The organism is Prevotella sp. BV3P1 (genome assembly GCF_000479005.1).
In the GTDB taxonomy this organism is placed as follows: Bacteria; Bacteroidota; Bacteroidia; order Bacteroidales; family Bacteroidaceae; genus Prevotella.
The window spans coordinates 1-20,912 of record NZ_AWXC01000041.1 but is presented as its reverse complement, the minus strand read 5'-3'; the positions used below and the strand labels follow the sequence as shown (position 1 = coordinate 20,912).

At 47.1% G+C, this 20,912-nt stretch carries 17 protein-coding genes; 12 read left to right on the top strand and 5 right to left on the bottom strand.

The genetic code is table 11. From position 1 onward, the window contains the following. Nucleotides 1-534: 534 nt before the first annotated feature. The 4 genes from dxs to HMPREF1254_RS07185 are packed head-to-tail and all read left to right on the top strand — an operon-like array spanning nt 535 to nt 6,309. Nucleotides 535-2,442, top strand: a complete 1,908-nt coding sequence (dxs, locus tag HMPREF1254_RS07200) for a 1-deoxy-D-xylulose-5-phosphate synthase (RefSeq protein ID WP_023058004.1) — start codon at nt 535-537, stop codon at nt 2,440-2,442. A 42-nt stretch (nt 2,443-2,484) separates the two neighbouring features. After that, nucleotides 2,485-3,828, top strand: a complete 1,344-nt coding sequence (gene trkA, locus HMPREF1254_RS07195) for a Trk system potassium transporter TrkA (protein WP_023058069.1) — start codon at nt 2,485-2,487, stop codon at nt 3,826-3,828. Between the two features lie 20 nt (nt 3,829-3,848). Then, complete coding sequence (locus HMPREF1254_RS07190; RefSeq protein ID WP_023057994.1) at nt 3,849-5,306, top strand: TrkH family potassium uptake protein; 1,458 nt, start codon at nt 3,849-3,851, stop codon at nt 5,304-5,306. Between the two features lie 40 nt (nt 5,307-5,346). After that, a complete protein-coding gene (locus HMPREF1254_RS07185; RefSeq protein WP_023058082.1) occupies nt 5,347-6,309 on the top strand; it encodes a type I phosphomannose isomerase catalytic subunit in 963 nt (320 codons plus the stop codon). Nucleotides 6,310-6,546: 237 nt separating this feature from the next. Here HMPREF1254_RS07185 and HMPREF1254_RS07180 read toward each other — a convergent pair whose 3' ends face one another. From HMPREF1254_RS07180 to HMPREF1254_RS07170, 3 genes are read right to left on the bottom strand one after another with little or no spacing between them, the layout of a single operon-like run. Then, nucleotides 6,547-6,777 (bottom strand): hypothetical protein, encoded by a 231-nt coding sequence (locus HMPREF1254_RS07180; protein ID WP_023058046.1) that lies wholly within the window; start codon nt 6,775-6,777, stop codon nt 6,547-6,549. 35 nt (nt 6,778-6,812) lie between these two features. Beyond that, complete coding sequence (locus HMPREF1254_RS07175; RefSeq protein WP_023058020.1) at nt 6,813-7,847, bottom strand: DUF4435 domain-containing protein; 1,035 nt, start codon at nt 7,845-7,847, stop codon at nt 6,813-6,815. A gap of 33 nt (nt 7,848-7,880) precedes the next feature. Further along, nucleotides 7,881-8,702 carry an AAA family ATPase gene (locus HMPREF1254_RS07170; RefSeq protein ID WP_023058092.1) on the bottom strand — a complete coding sequence of 274 codons (822 nt, stop codon included), beginning with the start codon at nt 8,700-8,702 and terminating at the stop codon, nt 7,881-7,883. Nucleotides 8,703-9,125: 423 nt separating this feature from the next. On the opposite strand from HMPREF1254_RS07170, the gene cysK reads away from it, so the two are divergent. From cysK to HMPREF1254_RS07145, 4 genes are all read left to right on the top strand, one after another. After that, entirely contained in the window at nt 9,126-10,073 is a 948-nt protein-coding gene (gene cysK, locus HMPREF1254_RS07160; RefSeq protein ID WP_023058086.1) for a cysteine synthase A, read from the top strand. 300 nt (nt 10,074-10,373) lie between these two features. Beyond that, nucleotides 10,374-11,069: a response regulator gene (locus tag HMPREF1254_RS07155; RefSeq protein WP_023058101.1), complete on the top strand. Its 696-nt coding sequence runs from the start codon at nt 10,374-10,376 to the stop codon at nt 11,067-11,069. Then, nucleotides 11,066-12,481, top strand: a complete 1,416-nt coding sequence (locus tag HMPREF1254_RS07150) for a sensor histidine kinase (RefSeq protein WP_023058088.1) — start codon at nt 11,066-11,068, stop codon at nt 12,479-12,481. Before HMPREF1254_RS07155 ends, HMPREF1254_RS07150 begins: the two co-directional genes overlap by 4 nt. Continuing rightward, entirely contained in the window at nt 12,478-13,059 is a 582-nt protein-coding gene (locus tag HMPREF1254_RS07145) for a GNAT family N-acetyltransferase (RefSeq protein ID WP_023057998.1), read from the top strand. The genes HMPREF1254_RS07150 and HMPREF1254_RS07145 overlap by 4 nt, the downstream gene beginning before the upstream one ends. Nucleotides 13,060-13,439: 380 nt before the next feature. On the opposite strand, the gene nhaD is transcribed toward HMPREF1254_RS07145, so the two are convergent. After that, a complete protein-coding gene (gene nhaD, locus HMPREF1254_RS07140; RefSeq protein WP_023058068.1) occupies nt 13,440-14,789 on the bottom strand; it encodes a sodium:proton antiporter NhaD in 1,350 nt (449 codons plus the stop codon). 469 nt (nt 14,790-15,258) lie between these two features. On the opposite strand from nhaD, the gene HMPREF1254_RS07135 reads away from it, so the two are divergent. The 4 genes from HMPREF1254_RS07135 (at nt 15,259) to HMPREF1254_RS07120 (ending at nt 19,253) form a co-directional block, all read left to right on the top strand. After that, nucleotides 15,259-15,858, top strand: coding sequence for a DUF6621 family protein (locus tag HMPREF1254_RS07135; RefSeq protein WP_036878287.1), 600 nt, complete (start codon nt 15,259-15,261; stop codon nt 15,856-15,858). Nucleotides 15,859-15,946: 88 nt separating this feature from the next. Then, nucleotides 15,947-17,164, top strand: coding sequence for a saccharopine dehydrogenase family protein (locus tag HMPREF1254_RS07130; RefSeq protein ID WP_023058079.1), 1,218 nt, complete (start codon nt 15,947-15,949; stop codon nt 17,162-17,164). A gap of 369 nt (nt 17,165-17,533) precedes the next feature. Further along, nucleotides 17,534-18,559, top strand: a complete 1,026-nt coding sequence (gene recA, locus HMPREF1254_RS07125) for a recombinase RecA (RefSeq protein ID WP_023057996.1) — start codon at nt 17,534-17,536, stop codon at nt 18,557-18,559. 175 nt (nt 18,560-18,734) lie between these two features. Next, nucleotides 18,735-19,253 carry an outer membrane beta-barrel protein gene (locus tag HMPREF1254_RS07120; RefSeq protein ID WP_023058100.1) on the top strand — a complete coding sequence of 173 codons (519 nt, stop codon included), beginning with the start codon at nt 18,735-18,737 and terminating at the stop codon, nt 19,251-19,253. A gap of 168 nt (nt 19,254-19,421) precedes the next feature. On the opposite strand, the gene HMPREF1254_RS12015 is transcribed toward HMPREF1254_RS07120, so the two are convergent. Beyond that, entirely contained in the window at nt 19,422-20,900 is a 1,479-nt protein-coding gene (locus HMPREF1254_RS12015; protein ID WP_023058013.1) for a hypothetical protein, read from the bottom strand. Between the last annotated feature and the right edge of the window lie 12 nt (nt 20,901-20,912).

The following is a 20,912-nucleotide window of genomic DNA, read 5'->3' as shown; positions in this document are numbered from 1 at the left end:
AATCGATTCGTTTTCTTTGACAAAACAAAATCGCGAAATAGAGAAAATAAGTTGTAAACGCATCTTCTTTTAGCCCATTCGAATGGAACAATTTGCCAATTGTCATGCTTTTATCATCCAATATCAATGCTTTTGCATCGCAATATACATGCTATTGATGACCAATTGACATCCTATTGAAGGCCGTTTTGACACAAAAAGATGGGATTTTGGCTCTAAACACATTACTTTTTAATGGGCTTCAAAGTAAGAAAATCATCTAACTAATTCATCATCAAGTAGATAACAAAACCATTGAATCCTTGGTTTATTTTCAACACGTCAACCAGTTGGTTGAAAAAACGCCCAGCATTTGTGTTAAAAAGACGTTGCAAAGGCGGGGATTTATCTAATAAATGCACTGCTTGACGTAATAAACACAATGCGTCAATGTTACATGAAAGCGCCGTATGTCTGCCTGCAAAATTCAGCACAAAGGGCACATTGTTCATATAAATTTATTATCTTTGCATGGTTATAGTAGAGAGCTTATTGATGGACAAGACGAATTTAAGGCTTTTAACCCAAATAAATTACCCCGAAGACTTACGAAAACTCAGCGCTGAAGAGTTGCCAGAGGTGTGTCGTGAACTTCGCGAAGACATCATCCAAGAGGTTTCCGTAAATCCCGGACACTTTGCATCTTCACTGGGAGCCATTGAGATTACCGTGGCCTTGCACTATGTGTTTGACACACCGAGCGACAAACTTGTATGGGATGTGGGGCATCAAGCCTATGGACACAAGATACTCACAGGGCGCCGGGAGCTGTTCTCCACCAACCGAAAGCTGCATGGTCTGCGCCCATTTCCCACGCCTTTGGAGAGCCAGTACGACACCTTCACCTGTGGACATGCCTCCAATTCCATCTCGGCGGCATTGGGTATGGCCGTCGCAGCCAAGAAAAGTGGCGAGAATGACAAGAAGATTGTAGCCATCATCGGCGATGGTGCCATGAGTGGTGGATTGGCATTCGAGGGACTGAACAACGTTTCGTCGACCCCGAACGACCTTCTCATCATCCTCAACGACAACGACATGAGCATCGATCACGCAGTGGGGGGCATGGAAAAATATCTCTTAACCCTCGATACGAATGCCACCTACAACAAGCTGAGATTTAAGGCTTCGCAATGGCTCCATCAACGTGGCTACCTTAGTGAGAACAGAAAGAAAGGTATCTTGCGGCTCAACAACGCCATCAAGTCGGCCATCAGCCGCCAACAGAACATCTTCGAGGGCATGAACATCCGATATTTCGGACCTTTTGATGGACACGACGTTACTGAAATCGTGCGCATCTTGCGGCAGCTGAAGGACATGAAAGGCCCCAAACTGCTGCATCTGCATACCACCAAAGGCAAGGGATACAAGCCTGCAGAGGAGTCACAAACCGAATGGCATGCACCAGGTAGATTCAACGCAGAGACGGGTGAACGCATCGTTAAAGACTGTTCTGAAGAGCCACCACGTTACCAAGACGTTTTTGGCGACACGCTGGTAGAGCTCGCTTTGCAGAATCCAAAAATTGTAGGTGTCACTCCTGCCATGCCAACCGGCTGCTCGATGAACAAGCTGATGAAAGCCATGCCCGACCGAGCGTTTGACGTTGGCATTGCCGAAGGACATGCGGTGACCTTTTCCGGCGGCATGGCGAAAGAAGGCTTGCAGCCATTTTGCAACATTTACAGCTCGTTTGCGCAACGTGCTTACGACAATATCATCCACGACTTGGCCATCCTCAACCTACCCGTGGTACTGTGTTTGGACCGTGCAGGACTTGTTGGTGAGGACGGACCCACGCACCATGGCGTGTTCGACTTGGCCGCCTTGCGCCCCATCCCCAACCTGACCATCGCCGCACCGATGGACGAAAAGGAACTGAGACGGTTGATGTACACGGCTCAACTGCCCGACAAGGGCATGTTTGTCATCCGTTATCCACGCGGCAGAGGGGTGAACAAAGATTGGAAATGTCCACTGGAAGAAATCAAAGTGGGCACGGGTCGCAAGTTGAAAGACGGCGACCAGGTGGCCATCCTCACAGTGGGCCCCATCGGAAATGATGTGCAGAAGGCCATTGAAGCATTGCCTCAGCAGGACAACGTGGCGCATTACGACATGCGGTTCATCAAACCTTTGGACGGAGATCTGTTGGAGGAGATCGGGAAAAAGTTCAAGAAAGTCATCACAATTGAAGACGGCGTGCGCAACGGAGGCTTCGGTTCGGCCGTTTTGGAGTGGTTCAACGACCATGGATATGCCCCAAGCGTGCAGCGAATGGGATTGCCCGACGAGTTTGTGACGCATGGTTCAGTGGACGAATTGAGGAGAATCGTAGGATTAGACGCATCCCACATCAAGCAAAACATCGAAGCCATACTGGCTTCAAACCAAGTCTGAAAAACTTGAAACAACAAAGGATTTTCTAAAAATCACATAGACATGAAGATTATCATCTGTGGCGCTTACGGCATCGGCACACATCTGGCCAAGATGCTTTCACGCAACCATGAAGACATTACGCTGATTGATGAAGACGACGAACGGCTGGCTCAGATAGGAAGCGACTTTGACCTACTGACCGTACAAGCCTCGCCCAGCAGCATTAAGGCATTGCGCGAAGCGGGCGCTGAACATGCGGATCTGTTCATTGCCGTTACCCCTGAAGAGAGTCTGAACATCACTTCGTGCGTTCTGGCCAAAGCTTTAGGAGCTAAGAAGACCGTTGCCAAAATCAGCAACAGCGAATACACAGCGCCCGAACTACAGGATTTCTTTACCGGACTGGGTGTCAGTTCGCTGATTTACCCAGAGAAGTTGGCCGCCGTAGACATCATCAATGGACTCAAAATGTCGTGGGTTCGTCAGCGATGGGATGTCCACAATGGCGCATTAGTGATGTTGGCCATCAAGCTAAGGGAAACCTGTGAGATACTCAACAACCCGCTGAAGAACCTCTGCGGACCCGATGATCCGTATCATGTGGTGGCCATCAAGCGTTTGAATGAAACCATCATCCCCGGTGGTAACGACGAATTGAAGCTCTACGACTTGGCTTACTTCATGACAACTACGCAATATATCCCCTACATCCGCAAGATAGTGGGCAAAGAACTGTATGTAGACGTGAAGAATGTGATGATCATGGGCGGCGGTGCAACGGCCGTCAGAGCCATCAACACCATGCCTGATTACCTGGATACCAAGCTCATTGAAATCAACGAGGAGCGATGTGAAGAGCTGAATAACCTGTTGGACGACGACAAAGCGCTTATCATCAACGGCGACGGTCGTGACACTCAGCTGCTGCAAGAGGAAGGCATTAAGAACACACAAGCCTTCGTTGCCCTGACCAACAATGCCGAAACCAACATTCTGGCCTGCCTAACAGCCAAACGATTGGGCGTGAGAAAGACCGTTGCTATGGTCGAAAACGTTGACTATGTGAGCATGGCTGAGAGCCTGGACATCGGCACTATCATCAATAAAAAGGCCATTGCAGCCAGTCACATCTATCAAATCATGCTCGATGCCGAAGTCATGAACATGCGATTCATCATGTCTGCGAATGCCGATGTGGCCGAGTTTGTGGCCCAAGAAGGCTCTCGTGTCACCAAAAAGCCTGTGAAAGATTTGGGGTTACCCAAAGAGGCAACCATCGGAGGACTGGTCAGAGGAGATGAAGGAATGCTCGTTTCGGGATATACACAGATACAGGCTGGCGACATTGTCATGGTGTTCTGCCACAACATCAACCTCAAGACGATAGAAAGACTCTTCATTTAGCAACGTCAAAACAGCAAGCAATGATCAACCTCAGAACCATATATAAAGTGATAGGCTCCCTACTTTTCATCGAAGCCTTCATCCTTTTCGCCTGTTTCGGTATGGCTCTTTTCTACGGTGAAGATGATGCCATGGCTTTTCTTCTGTCGGTATTCATCAGCCTCTTCACAGCCTTTATCCTGAGATACCTGGGCCGTAACTCCAATAACACCTTGTCCAGGCGCGACGCTTACTTGGTGGTAACGCTCTCATGGATAGTCTTCAGCTTCTTCGGCACTTTCCCCTTCACCCTCAGTGGCTACATTCACAGCTTCACGGATGCCTACTTTGAAACGATGTCGGGATTCACCACCACCGGTGCCACCATCATAGATGACGTAGAAGTATTACCCCACGCCCTACTCTTTTGGCGTTCATTGACCCAATGGATTGGCGGCTTGGGCATCGTATTCTTCACCGTTGCCCTGCTTCCCTCCATGGTAGGAGGTTCTGTTCAGGTGTTTGCAGCCGAAGCAACCGGCCCCATCAAGTCGAAATTGCATCCAAGACTTTCCACCAGTGCCAAGTGGATTCTCACCGTGTACCTCGTGCTTACCATCGCTTGCATAGGCTGTTTCATCCTTTATGGAATGAACTGGTTCGATGCCGTCAATTATTCAATGACCACAACGGCTACGGGAGGCTTTTCCACACACAACAGCAGCACCGAGTTTTTCCACTCTCCAGCGTTGGAATACATCTGCACCATTTTTTGTTTTCTATCGGGAGTGAACTTCACTTTGCTGTACACAGCGGTGGTGAAACGGCGCTTCAAAGCATTATTCAAAAGCTCTGAGTTCAAGTTTTACCTAAGTGTTGTCATCCTCTTCAGCTTGTTTATCATGCTCGAACTGATGATTAATCGGGGCTACGACTTAGAACTAGCATTCCGTTCGGGCATCTTCCAAGTTGTTTCGTTCATCACCACCACTGGTCTGTTCAACGATGATGCCGGCCAATGGCCACACGTCACCTGGGTGATCTTGGCCACCTGCATGTTCATCGGAGCCTGTTCGGGATCGACGAGTGGTGGCTTCAAGTGCGTCAGGGTGGTGATGTTGCTCAAAACTATCCGCAATGAATTTAAACAAATACTGCACCCCAACGCCGTACTTCCCTTGAAGGTCAACGACACCAACATACCTTACCAGAAGCGAGGAACCCTACTGGCCTTCCTCACCATGTACCTCATCTTGTGCCTGCTGGCCTCGTTCGTACTGATGATGGCCCACATCGACAGCACCAACTCCATCACCATCATCCTCAGCTGCATCGGCAATGTGGGGCCAACGCTGGGACTTGAAATCGGACCGACGATGAGTTGGAGCATGCTGCCCGGCTTTGTAAAATGGGTATGTGCACTGCTCATGCTCATCGGGCGTTTGGAAATATTCAGCGTGTTGGTCATCCTGTCACCGGCGTTCTGGAAAGATAATTAAACAAGAAGACAACAAATCAGTCAACATAAAATAAAAAAATATGAAACCACTCAAGTTTAAACCCCTGCTCAAACAAACCATTTGGGGGGGCAACAAGATTATTCCATTCAAGAAACTCGACGAACAACTGGAAAACGTTGGCGAGAGTTGGGAAATATCCGGCGTGAAAGACAACGAGACCCTCGTCAGTGAAGGCGAGTATGAAGGCCGCGCCTTGAACGACGTCGTGCGCGAATTGAAAGGCAAACTCATCGGAGAAGAAAACTATGAGCGTTTTGGTGACGAGTTTCCCCTGCTCATCAAGTTCATCGATGCCCGCCAAGATCTTTCTATCCAGGTACATCCTACAGACGAGATTGCCAAGAAACAAGGGAAGAGCCGCGGCAAAACGGAGATGTGGTACATCATGGACAGCGACAAAGACGCACACCTGCGGAGCGGACTGAAGAAGGAGATCACGCCCGAAGAGTACAAGCAGATGGTGGAGAACGATACTATTCTCGATGCCATTGCCGACTACTCAGTGAAAGAAGGCGACTGCTTCTTCCTGCCGGCCGGCCGCATTCACAGCATCGGAACCGGATGCTTCCTGGCCGAGATTCAGCAAACATCCGACGTAACCTACCGCATCTACGACTTCAAGCGTAAGGACAAGAATGGCAACTATCGCGAACTGCACACCGCGCAGGCCGCCGAATGCATCAACTACAACGTGGAAAAAGACTACCGCACCGATTATACATCGACCAAGAACCAAGGTGTGAGCCTCGTTCACTGTCCCTACTTCAACACGGCCGTATACGACCTTGACGAGCCAATGACACTCGACTACAGCGAGTTGGACAGCTTCGTCATCCTCATTGGCGTGAAGGGTGAGGGCAAAATCACGGACAACGAGGGGAACGAAACCTCACTCTGCGCCGGCGAAACCATCTTGATTCCCGCCACAACCCGGGAGTTAAAGGTGGAAGGAACCGTGAAGTTCCTCGAAACCTACGTTTAAAAAAGAGTAGCAAAGAAACCCACAATCAGGAGAGGTCTGCATCATGGACACACATCATGGTGCAGACCTTTCTTGTAATGGCTAATCGCTTGGTTGACAAGAAGATATAGATATCATCCCAATAGCATTGAGTTTGGCCTCCAAAGTCAATGCTATTAATGCCCAAACTCAAAGACATTGGAACGCAAACTCAATGACATTGGAATCCATGCCCAATGCCCCGTTCGTGACATTGCATCAATGCAGGTATGCGGCGATGGTGTCAAAGGCGTGGAACACGCCAATAGACTTGAATAAAAGGATGCACAGCACCAGCACGACCACAAAAAACAGCGTGTTGAAAAAGGCGTTCTTAGCATCCTTCTCCCGTACATTCTTCCTCATCGACTTCACATAATTGTATACGCCAGGCACCACGATGACCAGCACCAAGCAAATTCCCAATACGGCAAAAATCAAATCTAACATAATCAAATGGTTTTAAATATTTATATAGGCACAGGCTACTCACGGTCTGTGTCGTTGTTTGTGTGGTTTTGTTTTGTCAGCTCTAAATATCGTTGAAGATCGGCCTGAATGCGCACCACCGGTTCAGATTGCTTGTAACGAGTATTCTTTTTGAGCATAGACGGAATGGCTTCGATGCTGTTGCGGTAACAGGACAGTTCGTTACGCTGCTGTGTGCCGTGAACACTTTGCTGAGAAATCTCTACTTCTCGTTCACGAATAAGCTGCATGCAAACCTTGTTGAGCATGGGCACCACTACCTTATCGAAGAGATGATGACCCTGTATATATAAATAGGTGGTATCGGGGGTTACGCCAAGTCGCTTGATGTCCTCCTTTACTTGCAGATAATTTTCCTTGTTGTTTGGATATTTTTGTTGCAGTTGGTTGATGCGCTTGCCCACCTTTCTGCGCACTCTGGCCACCACGTCCTCGGCCTTCGCCATGGTAAAGCGTCCCGGTTCGATGACGCGCAGAAAGTCCATGATGGTGAACTCGCCGTAATTGGGCGTTCGATAGAACCAGATGCTCCATACGAAAAGCGGGAAGATGGCTTGCGAATAGTCGCGCAGGTAGGCCTCCATATCAAAGATGTGGTGGTCGTTGAGCGCAACCATAACACTGGTTTCGTACAACGATGGTGCATAGCATTGCAAGTTTTCAATGGCGTAAGCGTAGGTGTGGAAGACGTAAGGATTGGTTGTTACCTGCTTCGACATCTCGGTGGCACCCTGCATGAGATAGTCGTAATCGGCGTCCACGCAAGCAATCATGTCACGTCCCACCTTGTCCATGAGGAGGTTCATAAGCACCGCCTTTTTGCCTCTCTCAAGATGTTCCAAGCGAGAGGGCAACATCACCTGGAAATACCGGGTGTCGTCTTCGAAGTCGCTCAAGACAGATCGCCAGAAAAATATGTCGTCATAACTCTCCACATAGGCTGCGATGCGGCGTCTGGCGTGCTGCGACTTCATCTTGTTAGCCGCCTCGAAATAGCGTGATGAGAGGTTGTCTTTCAGTTTTTTGCCCATGGTTCATGTGTCTTTTTCACATCCAGACCATTCCTATCTATGAACATCCGTTATGTCACTAACCTCGGTGACATGCCCCATCCACCCATTCATGATGACGGCAGGCGAATGCGTGGTGAGGATAATCTGCACATTGGGATTGAGTTGCAGAATCAGGTCGATGAGTTGTTCCTGCCAATCCACGTGCAAACTCACCTCTGGTTCGTCCATGAGCAGCACATAAGGCAGACCATCTTCTACCAGCACGGTGAGCAAGATGGCCAATATTTGCTTCTCGCCACTTGACAATTGGTAGGGCAAGAGTTTCTCTCCCATCTGCATGAAACGTATCTCATTCTCGGTTCTGACGATGGTCTTGCCAGTTTCGGCAAACAGTTTGTCCACCATATCCTGAAACATCAACTTGCTGGCAGATATGCGTTGTGCCTCAGCTGCTGCATCTTCGCCCCCTTTCTGCAACACCTCGATGATGCGGTTGCCGATGTTTACCTGATAATCCAAATACTTGCGCTGCAACTGAAAGAGCTGCCAATCCAGCTCGGTGGCCAGACTAATGTCTACCTTGGCAACCATCTCCGAACTCATTAACGGCCGGTCGAACGACCGGATGATATCATAGCGGATGGCCGTAGCATCGGCCGGTGACACCGTGATGTGCACTCCTTTGGGCAAATGCGAGTTGAAGTCGCCACCCTCTGACAAGCCTTTGATCACCCGGTTCAAGATGGTGCTCTTGCCAACACCATTGACACCACTCAGCACGTTAACCTGTCTGTCAAGATTCCAGACCACATGCTTGCGACCACTCCATAGCGAGTCAATCTCTACCCTTTCGATGTAATCAGCGTATTTCATGAGCTTTGTGCGTTATGTACCTGAGGTTGGCATGAAACAATGTGAGCCAATCATGACGCATCAGGCACTGTTAGTAGGGCAAATATAAGCATTTATCACCAATGCGGCAAGCACAATGGCCTTTTAATGTCATCAATTTTAGAAGTCAGCACGTTCTATTCATCAAAGAAAGGAGGATTCACAAAGGCACGAAATACCACAATCGTGGTAGGCTAAATACCGTTATCGTGCGATTGCAGGCCAGCGTTTTTTAGTGTATCTTTGCAATATCATTCATGGGGAGCAACGCCACAAGGCAAATCTTCCACATTCATCGTCGAGAAAACGGCACGCTGAACGAGAACAAGCGACAAGCAAGCGGACGGAAGAACATGATGAGGCGAGCACCCAGAAACTATTCATTCATTAAAAACGACAGACAATATGAGCAAGATTGCAAAACAAATGACAGACCTGATTGGTAATACCCCTTTGGTAGAGTTGAACAAATATTCAGCCTTTCGCGGACTTAAAACGCCCCTTGTAGCCAAGGTAGAGTTCTTCAACCCAGGCGGCAGCGTGAAAGACCGCATCGCCTTAGGAATGGTGGAAGCCGCAGAGAAGGATGGAACCCTGAAGCCCGGTGCCACCATCATCGAGCCTACCAGCGGCAATACGGGCGTAGGTTTGGCATTGGTGGCGGCCGTAAAAGGCTACAAACTGATACTCACCATGCCTGAAACCATGAGTGTTGAACGCCGAAACCTTGTCAAAGCCTACGGTGCGAAGGTTGAGTTGACCCCTGGTAAGGATGGGATGAATGGAGCCATCAAGGCGGCTAAGAAACTGAGAGACAGCATAGAAGGTGCGGTAATTCTGGGACAATTCACCAATCCAGCTAATCCCCAGAAACATTATGACACCACGGCTGTTGAATTATGGAACGACACCGACGGCGACATTGATATCTTCGTAGCTGGCGTGGGGACTGGTGGTACGCTCTCTGGCATCGGCAAATACCTCAAAGAGAAGAACCCCAACATCAAAATTGTGGCCGTGGAACCATCGACTTCACCGGTTTTGAGCGGCGGAAAATCGGGACCTCATAAAATTCAGGGCATTGGAGCCGGCTTTATTCCTCAAACCTATCATGCTGAGGTGGTAGACGAAATACTGACCGTAGACAACGATGACGCCATCCGAACAGGTCGACAGTTGGCTCAACAGGAGGGACTGTTGGTAGGTATCTCGTCTGGGGCAGCAGCCTTTGCAGCAACAGAATTGGCCCTACGACCAGAGCATAAGGACAAGAAGATTGTGGTGTTACTGCCCGATACCGGCGAACGTTATCTCTCAACGGCACTCTACGCATTCGACGAATACCCACTCTAAAAAGCCGCAACAACACATCTACGCACAGAGAGAGCATAGCGGGAGGCCATCACAAAGAGGTTTCCCGCTATTGTATATCGATCTACCTTATTAAATAATTACCATCAAGACTTGACAAAATGCTTTTTATTGCTTAACTTTGTAGCATTATGCAAGTAGATATCGGCCTGCCACCAGATGCATACTTCAAGCACGCCCAGCTGGAATTATGTCTAAAAGTAATACGATTGTAACACGTTTGACATGCTTATGAAGAGCCAACGTGCTAACTTTGTCAACTGAAAATAGATAACAAACACTATGAAAGAGAACAAATATCGTATTCTCGTTGTAGACGACGAACAGGACTTATGTGAAATTCTGAAGTTTAATTTGGAAACAGAAGGCTATGTGGTAGAAACGGCAAACTCTGCCGAAGAGGCCATGACGATGGACATTTCATCGTTCAACCTCCTGCTGTTAGACGTGATGATGGGTGAGATGTCGGGATTTGCCATGGCCAAAAAGCTGAAAGAGAATCCCATGACAGCTAATATTCCCATCATCTTTCTGACCGCTCGCGATACCGAGAACGATACGGTAACCGGCTTCAATCTTGGTGCTGACGACTATATCAGCAAGCCTTTCTCCATCCGTGAGGTGCTGGTTCGCATTCGTGCCGTCATCCGAAGAACAAACGAAACCGACGATCACACTGAGCCGAAGACGCTGAAATACCAAGGTTTGGAAATGGATTTGGACAGAAAGAAGGTGCTTATCGATGGTGAAAATGTTCCTTTTACCAAGACAGAGTTCGAGTTACTGCACCTATTTCTTTCTGAAAAAGGACGCGTGTTCTCGCGTCAGGAGCTTATAGACAGGATATGGCCAAAGGACGTTTTGGTGCTCGACCGCACGGTAGACGTGAACATTACACGACTAAGAAAGAAGATTGGGCGATTCGCTAAGTGCATTGTCACCCGGCTTGGCTTTGGATACTACTTTGATGCTCTATGAGAAAAGTTTCGGTAGGCAGCAAACTATACATCAGTATTTTGGCGGTATTCTTGCTTTTTGCCATCTCGTTCATCGTCTTTCAACAGACAAGAGAAAAGCAATACAAGCGGGAACTGCTGAACATGAGGCTGCAAGGCTATAACACCAGGATGGCAGATGCCATTCAATACCTGAGCAAGAGAGACGAACAAACGCTGAGCTCCTATGTAAAGACGCACAGCATACCTAACCTGCGGGTAACATTAATCGATGACCAAGGACAGGTTATCTTTGACAATTTTCAAAAAGACTACAGTCACTTCAAGAATCATGCCAACCGTCCAGAGATTATTGAAGCACGGAAAACGGGAACTGGGTCAAGCGTAGAACGAAACAGTAAGACCCTGAAACAAGAGTTTTTCTATTCGGCAACCTATTTCAAGGATGACAAGATGACCATTCGGAGTGCCTTGCCGTACAACAATGGCTTAGCCAAATCGCTGCAAGCCGACCAACATTTCATTTGGTTTGCACTCACAGCGATTGTCATCTTGACGCTGGTGTTGTGGCGATTCTTAAGAAGACTGTCGTCCAACATCACCAAATTGAAGCTGTTTGCCAGTCGTGCCGACCACAATGAGAGCCTCGATACCGAAGACTTGATTGCCTTTCCAGACGACGAGTTGGGTGAAATTGCCGAACGAATCATCAAGATATACAAGCGTCTTCAGAGCACCAGACAGGAACAAGACATACTGAAAAGACAGCTTACTCAAAACATTGCGCACGAATTAAAAACGCCAGTGACCAGCATTCAAGGCTATTTGGAAACCATCTTGGATAACCCTCACATCAATGAAGCAACGCGACAACAATTCTTGCAACACAGCTATGCACAGAGTCAACGGCTCACTTCCTTGCTACAAGACATCTCTACGCTGAACAGAATTGATGACGCTCCCGACTTGATGGAATACTCACCCGTAAACATCTCGAAGATGATTGAAAACATCTGCAAGGAAACGGGACTGCAAATGCAAAATCATCACATGGCTTTTGTCAACAACTTACCAGAAAACGTCATCATTCAAGGCAATCAAAGTTTGCTGTACAGCGTATTCAGAAACTTGACTGACAATGCCATTACATACGCTGGTGACGGGACAACCATCACTCTTGACGGAAAAGAAGATGAGCAAGAATGGAGATTTACCTTCCAAGATAACGGCATAGGCGTATCAAATCAGCACCTGGCCAGACTGTTCGAACGATTCTATCGCGTAGACAAAGGTAGGAGTAGAAAGCTCGGTGGCACCGGACTTGGGCTGGCTATCGTCAAGAATGCCATTATGTTGCACGGAGGAAGCATACAAGTACACAATATCGAAACAGGTGGACTCTGTTTCGAGTTTAATTTAAAAAAGAAGAAATGAAGATAACACAAGCAAGTAAACATCAGGCCAGAGAGATTGCCAAGTACATCATGCTGGCCATGAACTATGAATGTTGTCAAAATTTAGCGGGACCTCATCACACGTTAATCGATTTTGAAGACCTGCTGACAGAGCTCGTTGCGCTGGAAAAATCACAGTATAGTTATACCAATACCTTGGTTGCATTGAACGATGAAGATGAGGTCATCGGCGTTTGCGTAAGCTATGACGGTGCCCAACTGCATGACCTTCGGCAGCCATTCATTGATGCTGCACTCAAAAAATTCGATATAGACTATCAGAACCAGATTGATGAAGCCGATGAAGATGAACTGTACATCGACAGCTTGGCCGTCAATCCAAACTATCGAAGACAAGGAATTGCGAAACGACTCATCATGGAATCGATTAGAAAGGCCCAATCAATGGGCATTCACAAGATTGGTTTATTGGTAGACAAAGATAACCCTTTGGCCGAAAAACTGTACGTAGCCCAAGGATTCAGGTATGTCGACGACACCACATGGGGTGGTCATTCCATGAAACACTTGCAATACCATACTACCTTTTTCTCGTAGGATAGGATAGCATATTCACCGCAGCAGGCTTGTCATCCAGCAAGGTTTCGATATTCACATTCATGTAAGTGGCATTGTGACCGTTGCAATAACCAACGGTGGCACAACCATTTTCATCAGGTTTTAATCGCGGATTCCAATACAACGCCTGCGGCTGTTATCTTTCATCGTATCGTCAAATTCGTTCTTAGGATACAGCGGAGGTTAACAAATGCAGTAACATTGGCGAGGTATTGCTCAAAAACAGAACCTGTCTGTGCCATCACCGATATCATTATCAGTAATAACACAGACAGGACTGTCGTACGCTTGTTCACTATTATTTCATGTTTCAATCAGGCCAGCCGTACCATTTTGTAAAGCGTTGTTCAGTGAAATTATTAGGGCATAGGTATGATGAACGATCTGATAACCCAGTAACTCAAGATACCGGCAAGGTAACCAACGAAAGCTAACCAGCTGACATGCTTCATATACCAACCGAAGGTAATCTTCTCCAGGCCCATCACAACCACTCCGGCCGCGCTACCCACAATGAGAATAGACCCACCAACACCGGCACAGTAAGCCAGCAACTGCCAGAAAATTCCATCAATAGCCATATCGCCAACAGCCTCCAAGGGGTACATACCCATGCATCCGGCCACCAAGGGAACATTGTCTACTATACTGGAAATCACACCAATCACACCTGTTACCACATAGTGGTTGCCGTTAGACACGTCGTTGAGCCATACGCCCAGGCCTCCCAGCACGCCAATCTCTTCCAAACAAGCCACAGCCATGAGGATACCAAGGAAGAACAGGATCGTAGACATATCGATGTTAGACAACAGTTTGCTCACACGCTTGCCCATTCCATCTTTTTTATGATCCAACCCACGGTAGAACACCTCGGTAACTGTCCAAAGCACACCCAGCACCAACAAGATGCCAACAAACGGCGGCAGGTGGGTCAAGCTCTTGAAAACCGGCACGAACATCAAGCCACCTACACCGATTATGAATATCACTTTGCGCTGTCGCTCTGAAAAGTCAAGCACATGATAGTCGGACTTCATGTTGACTTCCGCCATCTCTAAATCGCCTTTTAATGAATATTGCATGATGAATGCCGGCACAACCATGGCCACAACCGATGGCAGGAAGATTTCTTCCATCACGCCCAATGCCGTGATAACACCCTTGTTCCACAGCATGATGGTCGTCACATCGCCGATAGGCGAGAACGCTCCACCGGCATTAGCCGAGATGATGACCAAAGAAGCATATATCAAACGGTCCTCGTGACTATGTACCAACTTGCGTAAAATCATAATCATCACGATACTGGTAGTCAGGTTGTCCAAGATGGCAGAGAGGAAGAAAGTCATAAAAGCGATACGCCACAACAGGGTTCGCTTGCCCTTTGTCTTCATGACATCACGCACGAAGTTGAATCCACCATTCTGGTCAACCACCTCAACAATGGTCATGGCGCCCATCAAGAAGAACAAAGTGGTAGACGTACTACCCAAATGTTTTTCAATGACATGGCTCACCTGGTTAATCAAGTCTTGCCCCGCAAACCCTGGCATATACATATTCGGGTCGAGCATGAACAGTGTCCAGCAGAACACGAACATCAATAAGGCAACAGCGGCCTTATTCACCTTAGTAACACTCTCAATGGCTATACACAGATAACCAATGATGAAAACGACTACAATCGCTAACGTTAAAGATGTCATATAATTTATTTATAATTATTTTCGTTGACTTCAGCTGACATCATACTATAGAGTGATGAAAAAAGTCTTTGATGGCCTTGGCTGAAAAATCTCTGCAAAGATAGTCGTTGCCAACTGAATAACCAAACAAAAACACATCTTTATTATTATTCTTTCGTTCACATGAAATTTCACAGTCACAGCATGAAAAATCGCACTCGTAATCGCCCTGAAAAACAGGCCAAAGACACGGATTTCTAAAAGCAATGAGATTGGCCTCCAAAGTCATTGAGTTTGACCTCCAATGTCATTGAGTTTGGCCCCCAAACTCATAGAGATTGATTTCGATGGAAATAGGAGATGTATTGTTTGTTTTTATATGACACATTTCTGTCTCATAAGCCAAAATAAATGATGATTCTGACATTAGAAAATAAAAAGAATGACATTCATCAGCTTTTTCTTACTTTTTTCACTAACTTTGCAAGGTATGGATACACAAATCAACAGCGAAGCGCAATGGAGCGAAAACATCATCATCGCAGATGCTGACTATGTTGACAGCGTAACTTTCGACCTCATCGTCAACTTCGAGCGGATGATTGGGCGACGTATTCCCGCTGCTGACCTGGCCAGGTGGATAGACTGTGTGGCGCTTGACGGCGGCATCAGGGAGGGTGAACACCAAACTCAGGTGGTGCTGATTCATCGAAAAGACAAAAAAGGCATGGAGAATTTCATGCCATCTGATTATGAAAGAGACCTAAACGGGAAGGCTTTCAAAGACCATTTGGGTGAATTCATGCTCAGTTCGCTGCCCATCGAGGAGATTGTTGATGAGACAGACTTCCTGATGGAGATTGTGCAAGCGGCATGCGAGCAGCCTAACGTGAAGCGGGTGATGATTATCCCAAACATCGAGAAAGATGGCCTGTACGACCGTATGCGCCATGTGCTGCGACAGGTAGACGACGACAAGCGCATCACCGTGTTTGCCATGCAACCCTTATCAGGAGGGAATTTCAGGCAAGAAATATTAGGCTACTCGCTGATGAACGCCTTGGGAATCAAGAGTGAAGAAATAAAATAACGTATAACAACCAACAGAAAGTGCCGCTAAAAGCGTACCCTGCGAGGCACTCTCCCCTACATACTGGGGGTGACGGGGAATCTTTATCATGTCAAAAGTTTTAATGATTGGCGCCGGTGGCGTGGCTACAGTTGCCGCATTTAAGATTGCACAAAACCCAGAGGTTTTCACTGACTTCATGATAGCAAGCCGGCGAAAGGAAAAATGTGATGAGATTGTGAAAGCAATTGGTAAGCCAAGCATCAAAACAGCTCAGGTAGATGCTGACGATGTGGAGCAACTAAAAGCTTTGATGAACGACTACAAGCCAGAATTGGTGATTAACTTAGCATTGCCTTATCAAGACCTCACCATCATGGAGGCTTGTCTGGCCTGTGGATGTAACTACTTAGACACGGCCAACTATGAGCCCAGGGACGAGGCGCACTTTGAATATTCATGGCAATGGGCATACAAAGAAAAGTTTGAGCAGGCTGGGCTTACGGCCATCCTGGGTTGTGGTTTCGACCCAGGCGTGAGTGGTATTTTCACCGCCTACGCAGCCAAGCATTATTTTGACGAGATACATTATTTGGATATTGTGGATTGCAATGCGGGCAATCACCATAAGGCTTTCGCCACGAACTTCAATCCAGAAATCAACATTCGGGAGATTACGCAGAAGGGTCTTTATTATAAAGACGGCAAATGGATAGAAACCGAACCGTTGGAGATTCATAAACCCATTACCTACCCAAACATTGGGCCGCGTGAGAGCTACCTGATGCACCACGAAGAGCTGGAAAGTTTGGTGAAAAACTATCCTACTATCAAGCAGGCCCGCTTTTGGATGACTTTCGGAGAGCAATACCTTAATTATCTGGATGTCATTCAAAACTTGGGAATGTCGCGCATTGACGAGATTGAATACGAAGCTGAGTTGGCAGATGGTTCGGGCAAAAAGGTGAAGGTGAACATTGTTCCTCTGCAATTCTTGAAAGCCGTTTTGCCCAATCCACAAGACCTTGGTGAGAACTATGACGGCGAGACCAGCATTGGATGTCACATTCGTGGCGTGAAAGATGGCAAAGAACTTACCTATTACGTTTACAACAACTGCAAGCACCAGGATGCCTACAAGGAAACAGGCATGCAGGGCGTGAGCTACACCACGGGCGTTCCGGCCATGATTGGCGCCATGATGTTCCTGAAAGGTCTTTGGAAGAAGCCCGGCGTTTGGAACGTAGAAGACTTCGACCCAGATCCCTTCATGGAACAACTCAACAAGCAAGGTTTGCCTTGGCACGAAGTGTTTGGAGAGGAATGAAAAGGAGCCTCTCCCCCTGCCCCTCCCCGAAAGGGAGGGGAGTGATTAGACTTTTTGCTGAAAGCATCATTGCTCACCAATAGAGGTAAAGGATAAATGACAATTCATTTAATCAACAGTGAGAAATAACATTACTAAACAACAATAATAAAAAAGAAGCTATCTACGCCCTGCCTCTCCCCGAAAGGGAGGGGGGTGATTAGACTTTTTGCTGAAAGCATCATCGCTTAGCAATAGAGGTAAAGAATAAATGACAGTTCATTTAATCAACAGTGAGAAATAACATTACTAAACAACAATAATAAAAAAAGAAGCTATCTACGCCCATCCCCTTTGGGGAGGGGACGGGGGTGAGGCTTCCATTTAATTATGGCAAAAGAACAAACAAACACTCCTACATCCGGCGAGGGAAAATTGAAAGCCCTACAAGCTGCGATGGCTAAAATAGAAAAAGACTTTGGTAAAGGCGCCATCATGCGCATGGGCGACGAACAAATAGCCGATGTGGAAGTAATTCCCACTGGCAGCATCGCCTTAGACGTGGCTTTGGGCGTAGGTGGATATCCACGAGGAAGAATCATAGAGATATTCGGACCAGAGTCGTCGGGTAAAACGACATTGGCTATCCATGCCATTGCCGAAGCACAAAAAGCTGGTGGCATTGCTGCTTTCATCGATGCCGAACACGCTTTCGACCGCTTTTATGCAGCTAAGTTAGGTGTGGATGTCGACAATCTGTGGATTTCACAACCCGATAACGGGGAGCAAGCGTTGGAAATAGCCGACCAACTCATCCGCTCGTCGGCTATAGACATCTTGGTTGTCGACTCTGTGGCTGCACTGACTCCCAAGAAAGAAATAGAAGGTGACATGGGCGACAGCAACGTTGGCCTGCAAGCCCGATTGATGAGTCAGGCTTTGCGAAAACTAACTTCCACCATCAGCAAAACCAATACCACGTGTATCTTCATCAACCAACTGCGCGAAAAGATAGGTGTACTGTTCGGAAGTCCTGAAACAACGACAGGTGGTAATGCGTTGAAGTTTTACGCTTCGGTACGTCTTGACATCCGCAAGAAAGGGAGTGTGAAGGATGGCGACGAGGTTCTTGGAAACCAGGTGCGCGTGAAAGTGGTCAAAAACAAGGTGGCGCCTCCCTTCCGCAGGGCTGAATTTGAAATAACCTTCGGCGAAGGTATCTCAAAAATTGGCGAGATTGTTGACCTTGGTGTTGAGTATGACATCATCAAGAAAAGCGGTTCATGGTATTCGTATCAAGATTCTAAGTTGGCACAGGGACGCGATGCGACCAAAAACTTGCTCAAAGACAATCCTGAACTGTGCGAAGAGTTGGAAGTAAAGATCAAGCAGGCCATCGCTGATAAGATGGAATAAAAAAAACATAAAAAAAAAGATGATACATTCATCCTTAAATAATAAACATTTTCTATCTTTGTAACAACATATTCTTAACCCATAAGTCAAGGCTGGTGGTACCGGTCAAAGTTGGTTCTCACTAAGCATCAATGACTAAGGAATAGGATACATTATTCATTTAATCATCGTAATTATGAAGAAATTATTTTTAACAGCAGTCATTGCATTGCTCAGTATTGGCGCTTATGCGCAAAAGGGACAAACCTACTTAGGGGGACAACTGGCGTATCCAACAGACAGCGAAACATTGGGTATTGGTGTAAAGGGTGGCTATGGAATCACTGACGCTATCCGCGCACAGGCAACATTCGACTACTTCCTAAAAAAGAACAACATTTCTTGGTGGGATCTCAATCTGGATGTACATTATCTCTTCCCACTTGGAAACAATATCAAGGTATACCCTCTGGCAGGACTTACCTATCTTCACTCTTCTGTTGATGGCTTCACTCAAACAGTCAACACGGCAGGTGGTAGTGTCACAGTAGGAAGTAACAAATCATACAGTGACGGCTACCTTGGTCTTAACCTTGGTGGTGGTTTCCAATATGACCTCACAGACAAGCTTGCCCTGAATGCAGAGGTTAAATTCCAGATTATTAAAAACACCAACCAAGGCGTCATCTCTGCTGGTCTTGCCTATAAATTCTGATAAGACTGAGCAGCTTGACCTTGTCAAGATATGAACAGCCTTAGCAGGCTAAGGTATTTCATGTCATTCAACCATATCATCCCGTCATGAGGCGGAATGATATGGTTTTTCTTATTTATCATTCTCTTGACATACAACTGAACTTCCATCCATCAAACCTACCTACTGCTAATCTGATGGATTTGAACGCATTCTGGCAAATATTTTTCGAATGTCCATTTCTTGTTGTATACCGCTGTGCATGGGAAGCTGCCCTGTCAGCTGCTTTTCTACCTCACTGAAATGCCCGGCAATGCCCTCATCCACCAACCCGGTATCATACAGGTTCTTCAATTCTGGCAACAACTCCTTGACTTGTAAGTCCATCACATAAGAAGACATCAGTCCGACCAGCGTAGGAGTGAAGGTGGTATTTTCGGCTAAATGCTCTGCGGCAAACGCAAGAAGCTCTTTGAACAAGCCTACTATTTCGTCCCGCTTATCAGGCAGCAGAACGCCAATTTTTGCCAGAGCTTCTATCGCCTGGCACTTGGCGTAGGTATACAGTCCGGCTTCTTTGCAATAATCCAGCAGTTTGTCGGTTCGATGTTGCCCAAGTTTATACAGCGTAGGAATCAAGATTTCGGCACCAAAATCACCGAAATGATACTCGTAGAAATCGGGCGACTGCCTCATCACCTCCAATACCAAATCCAAACTACTGTCACTGTTCCCCACCTCGCCCAGTAACAGAATGCACGAGCTGACAATGCCGATAAACTCTTCATCATCAGCATCAGTAAAATCCTCATCGCAGGTCAGCCCCAGGTTGAACGCCAAAATTTGCTCTAAGTCTTGCCGCGATTCGTCCTTGGGCAGTGCCAGAATACGGTCAGTCAGCTCGTCTTCCAGTCCAAAGGCATTCTCCTTTTTACTCAGTTCCTGCAACAGCCATTCATGCTTGATGGTACAGGTCGATGGATAAGGCGGGTGCTTGTAGGTATAAGGCATGTCCACAAGCGCATCTATACCGCCGCGTGGCATGTCCCAGTCATCATCCTCCATGTCGTAAAGATCCTCTTCGTCGTCCTCATCGAAGTCATCCCATTCGTCATTAATCATGAAGTCAAAATCATCGCCCAGCGTCTTCCGCAGCGTAGGGAGGTACTTGCTTGCCTCCAGCTCACTGTGTACAAACAAAAAGTGCTGGCCGTCTTTGCCAAATTCATATTCTATCAGCGGCACGTCGTCCGTATCTTCCTCCAGTATATACTTCGTCAAAGCAAAGCTCTTGTCGGGCTTTATGCCACCTTCCTCTGCGAACTCAATGGCGCCATATATCATGTTGTGAGCCTCCTCGTAGCTGCATTCCTCAACACCCTCCCGGTCCAACGGCTCCATGAAGCAGGAAAACTCATACGGGGTCATGCGCAGGTGGTAGAACGAGTCTTTCACACCCAGGCAAAAGGTATCCACCAAATAACATCCCATACTGACATTGCCACCCGTATGTCTACGGGTAACCACGACATGCCCCAATCCCGTTTCCAGAATGGATGGTAACATATAGCATGTCCCAATTTCTACCGACCGCATGCGCTGTTTCAGATAGTCGGTATCAGACAAGAACTGTTGTCCGCCCTGCTTTTTATGTTTCTTCTTTGCCATCAGCTTTTTTTA

Coding starts and splice junctions, on each gene's coding strand:
- dxs (WP_023058004.1), top strand. CDS start 535: ATGGACAAGACGAATTTAAGGCTTTTAACCCAAATAAATTACCCCGAA.
- trkA (WP_023058069.1), top strand. CDS start 2,485: ATGAAGATTATCATCTGTGGCGCTTACGGCATCGGCACACATCTGGCC.
- HMPREF1254_RS07190 (WP_023057994.1), top strand. CDS start 3,849: ATGATCAACCTCAGAACCATATATAAAGTGATAGGCTCCCTACTTTTC.
- HMPREF1254_RS07185 (WP_023058082.1), top strand. CDS start 5,347: ATGAAACCACTCAAGTTTAAACCCCTGCTCAAACAAACCATTTGGGGG.
- HMPREF1254_RS07180 (WP_023058046.1), bottom strand. CDS start 6,777: ATGTTAGATTTGATTTTTGCCGTATTGGGAATTTGCTTGGTGCTGGTC.
- HMPREF1254_RS07175 (WP_023058020.1), bottom strand. CDS start 7,847: ATGGGCAAAAAACTGAAAGACAACCTCTCATCACGCTATTTCGAGGCG.
- HMPREF1254_RS07170 (WP_023058092.1), bottom strand. CDS start 8,702: ATGAAATACGCTGATTACATCGAAAGGGTAGAGATTGACTCGCTATGG.
- cysK (WP_023058086.1), top strand. CDS start 9,126: ATGAGCAAGATTGCAAAACAAATGACAGACCTGATTGGTAATACCCCT.
- HMPREF1254_RS07155 (WP_023058101.1), top strand. CDS start 10,374: ATGAAAGAGAACAAATATCGTATTCTCGTTGTAGACGACGAACAGGAC.
- HMPREF1254_RS07150 (WP_023058088.1), top strand. CDS start 11,066: ATGAGAAAAGTTTCGGTAGGCAGCAAACTATACATCAGTATTTTGGCG.
- HMPREF1254_RS07145 (WP_023057998.1), top strand. CDS start 12,478: ATGAAGATAACACAAGCAAGTAAACATCAGGCCAGAGAGATTGCCAAG.
- nhaD (WP_023058068.1), bottom strand. CDS start 14,789: ATGACATCTTTAACGTTAGCGATTGTAGTCGTTTTCATCATTGGTTAT.
- HMPREF1254_RS07135 (WP_036878287.1), top strand. CDS start 15,259: ATGGATACACAAATCAACAGCGAAGCGCAATGGAGCGAAAACATCATC.
- HMPREF1254_RS07130 (WP_023058079.1), top strand. CDS start 15,947: ATGTCAAAAGTTTTAATGATTGGCGCCGGTGGCGTGGCTACAGTTGCC.
- recA (WP_023057996.1), top strand. CDS start 17,534: ATGGCAAAAGAACAAACAAACACTCCTACATCCGGCGAGGGAAAATTG.
- HMPREF1254_RS07120 (WP_023058100.1), top strand. CDS start 18,735: ATGAAGAAATTATTTTTAACAGCAGTCATTGCATTGCTCAGTATTGGC.
- HMPREF1254_RS12015 (WP_023058013.1), bottom strand. CDS start 20,900: ATGGCAAAGAAGAAACATAAAAAGCAGGGCGGACAACAGTTCTTGTCT.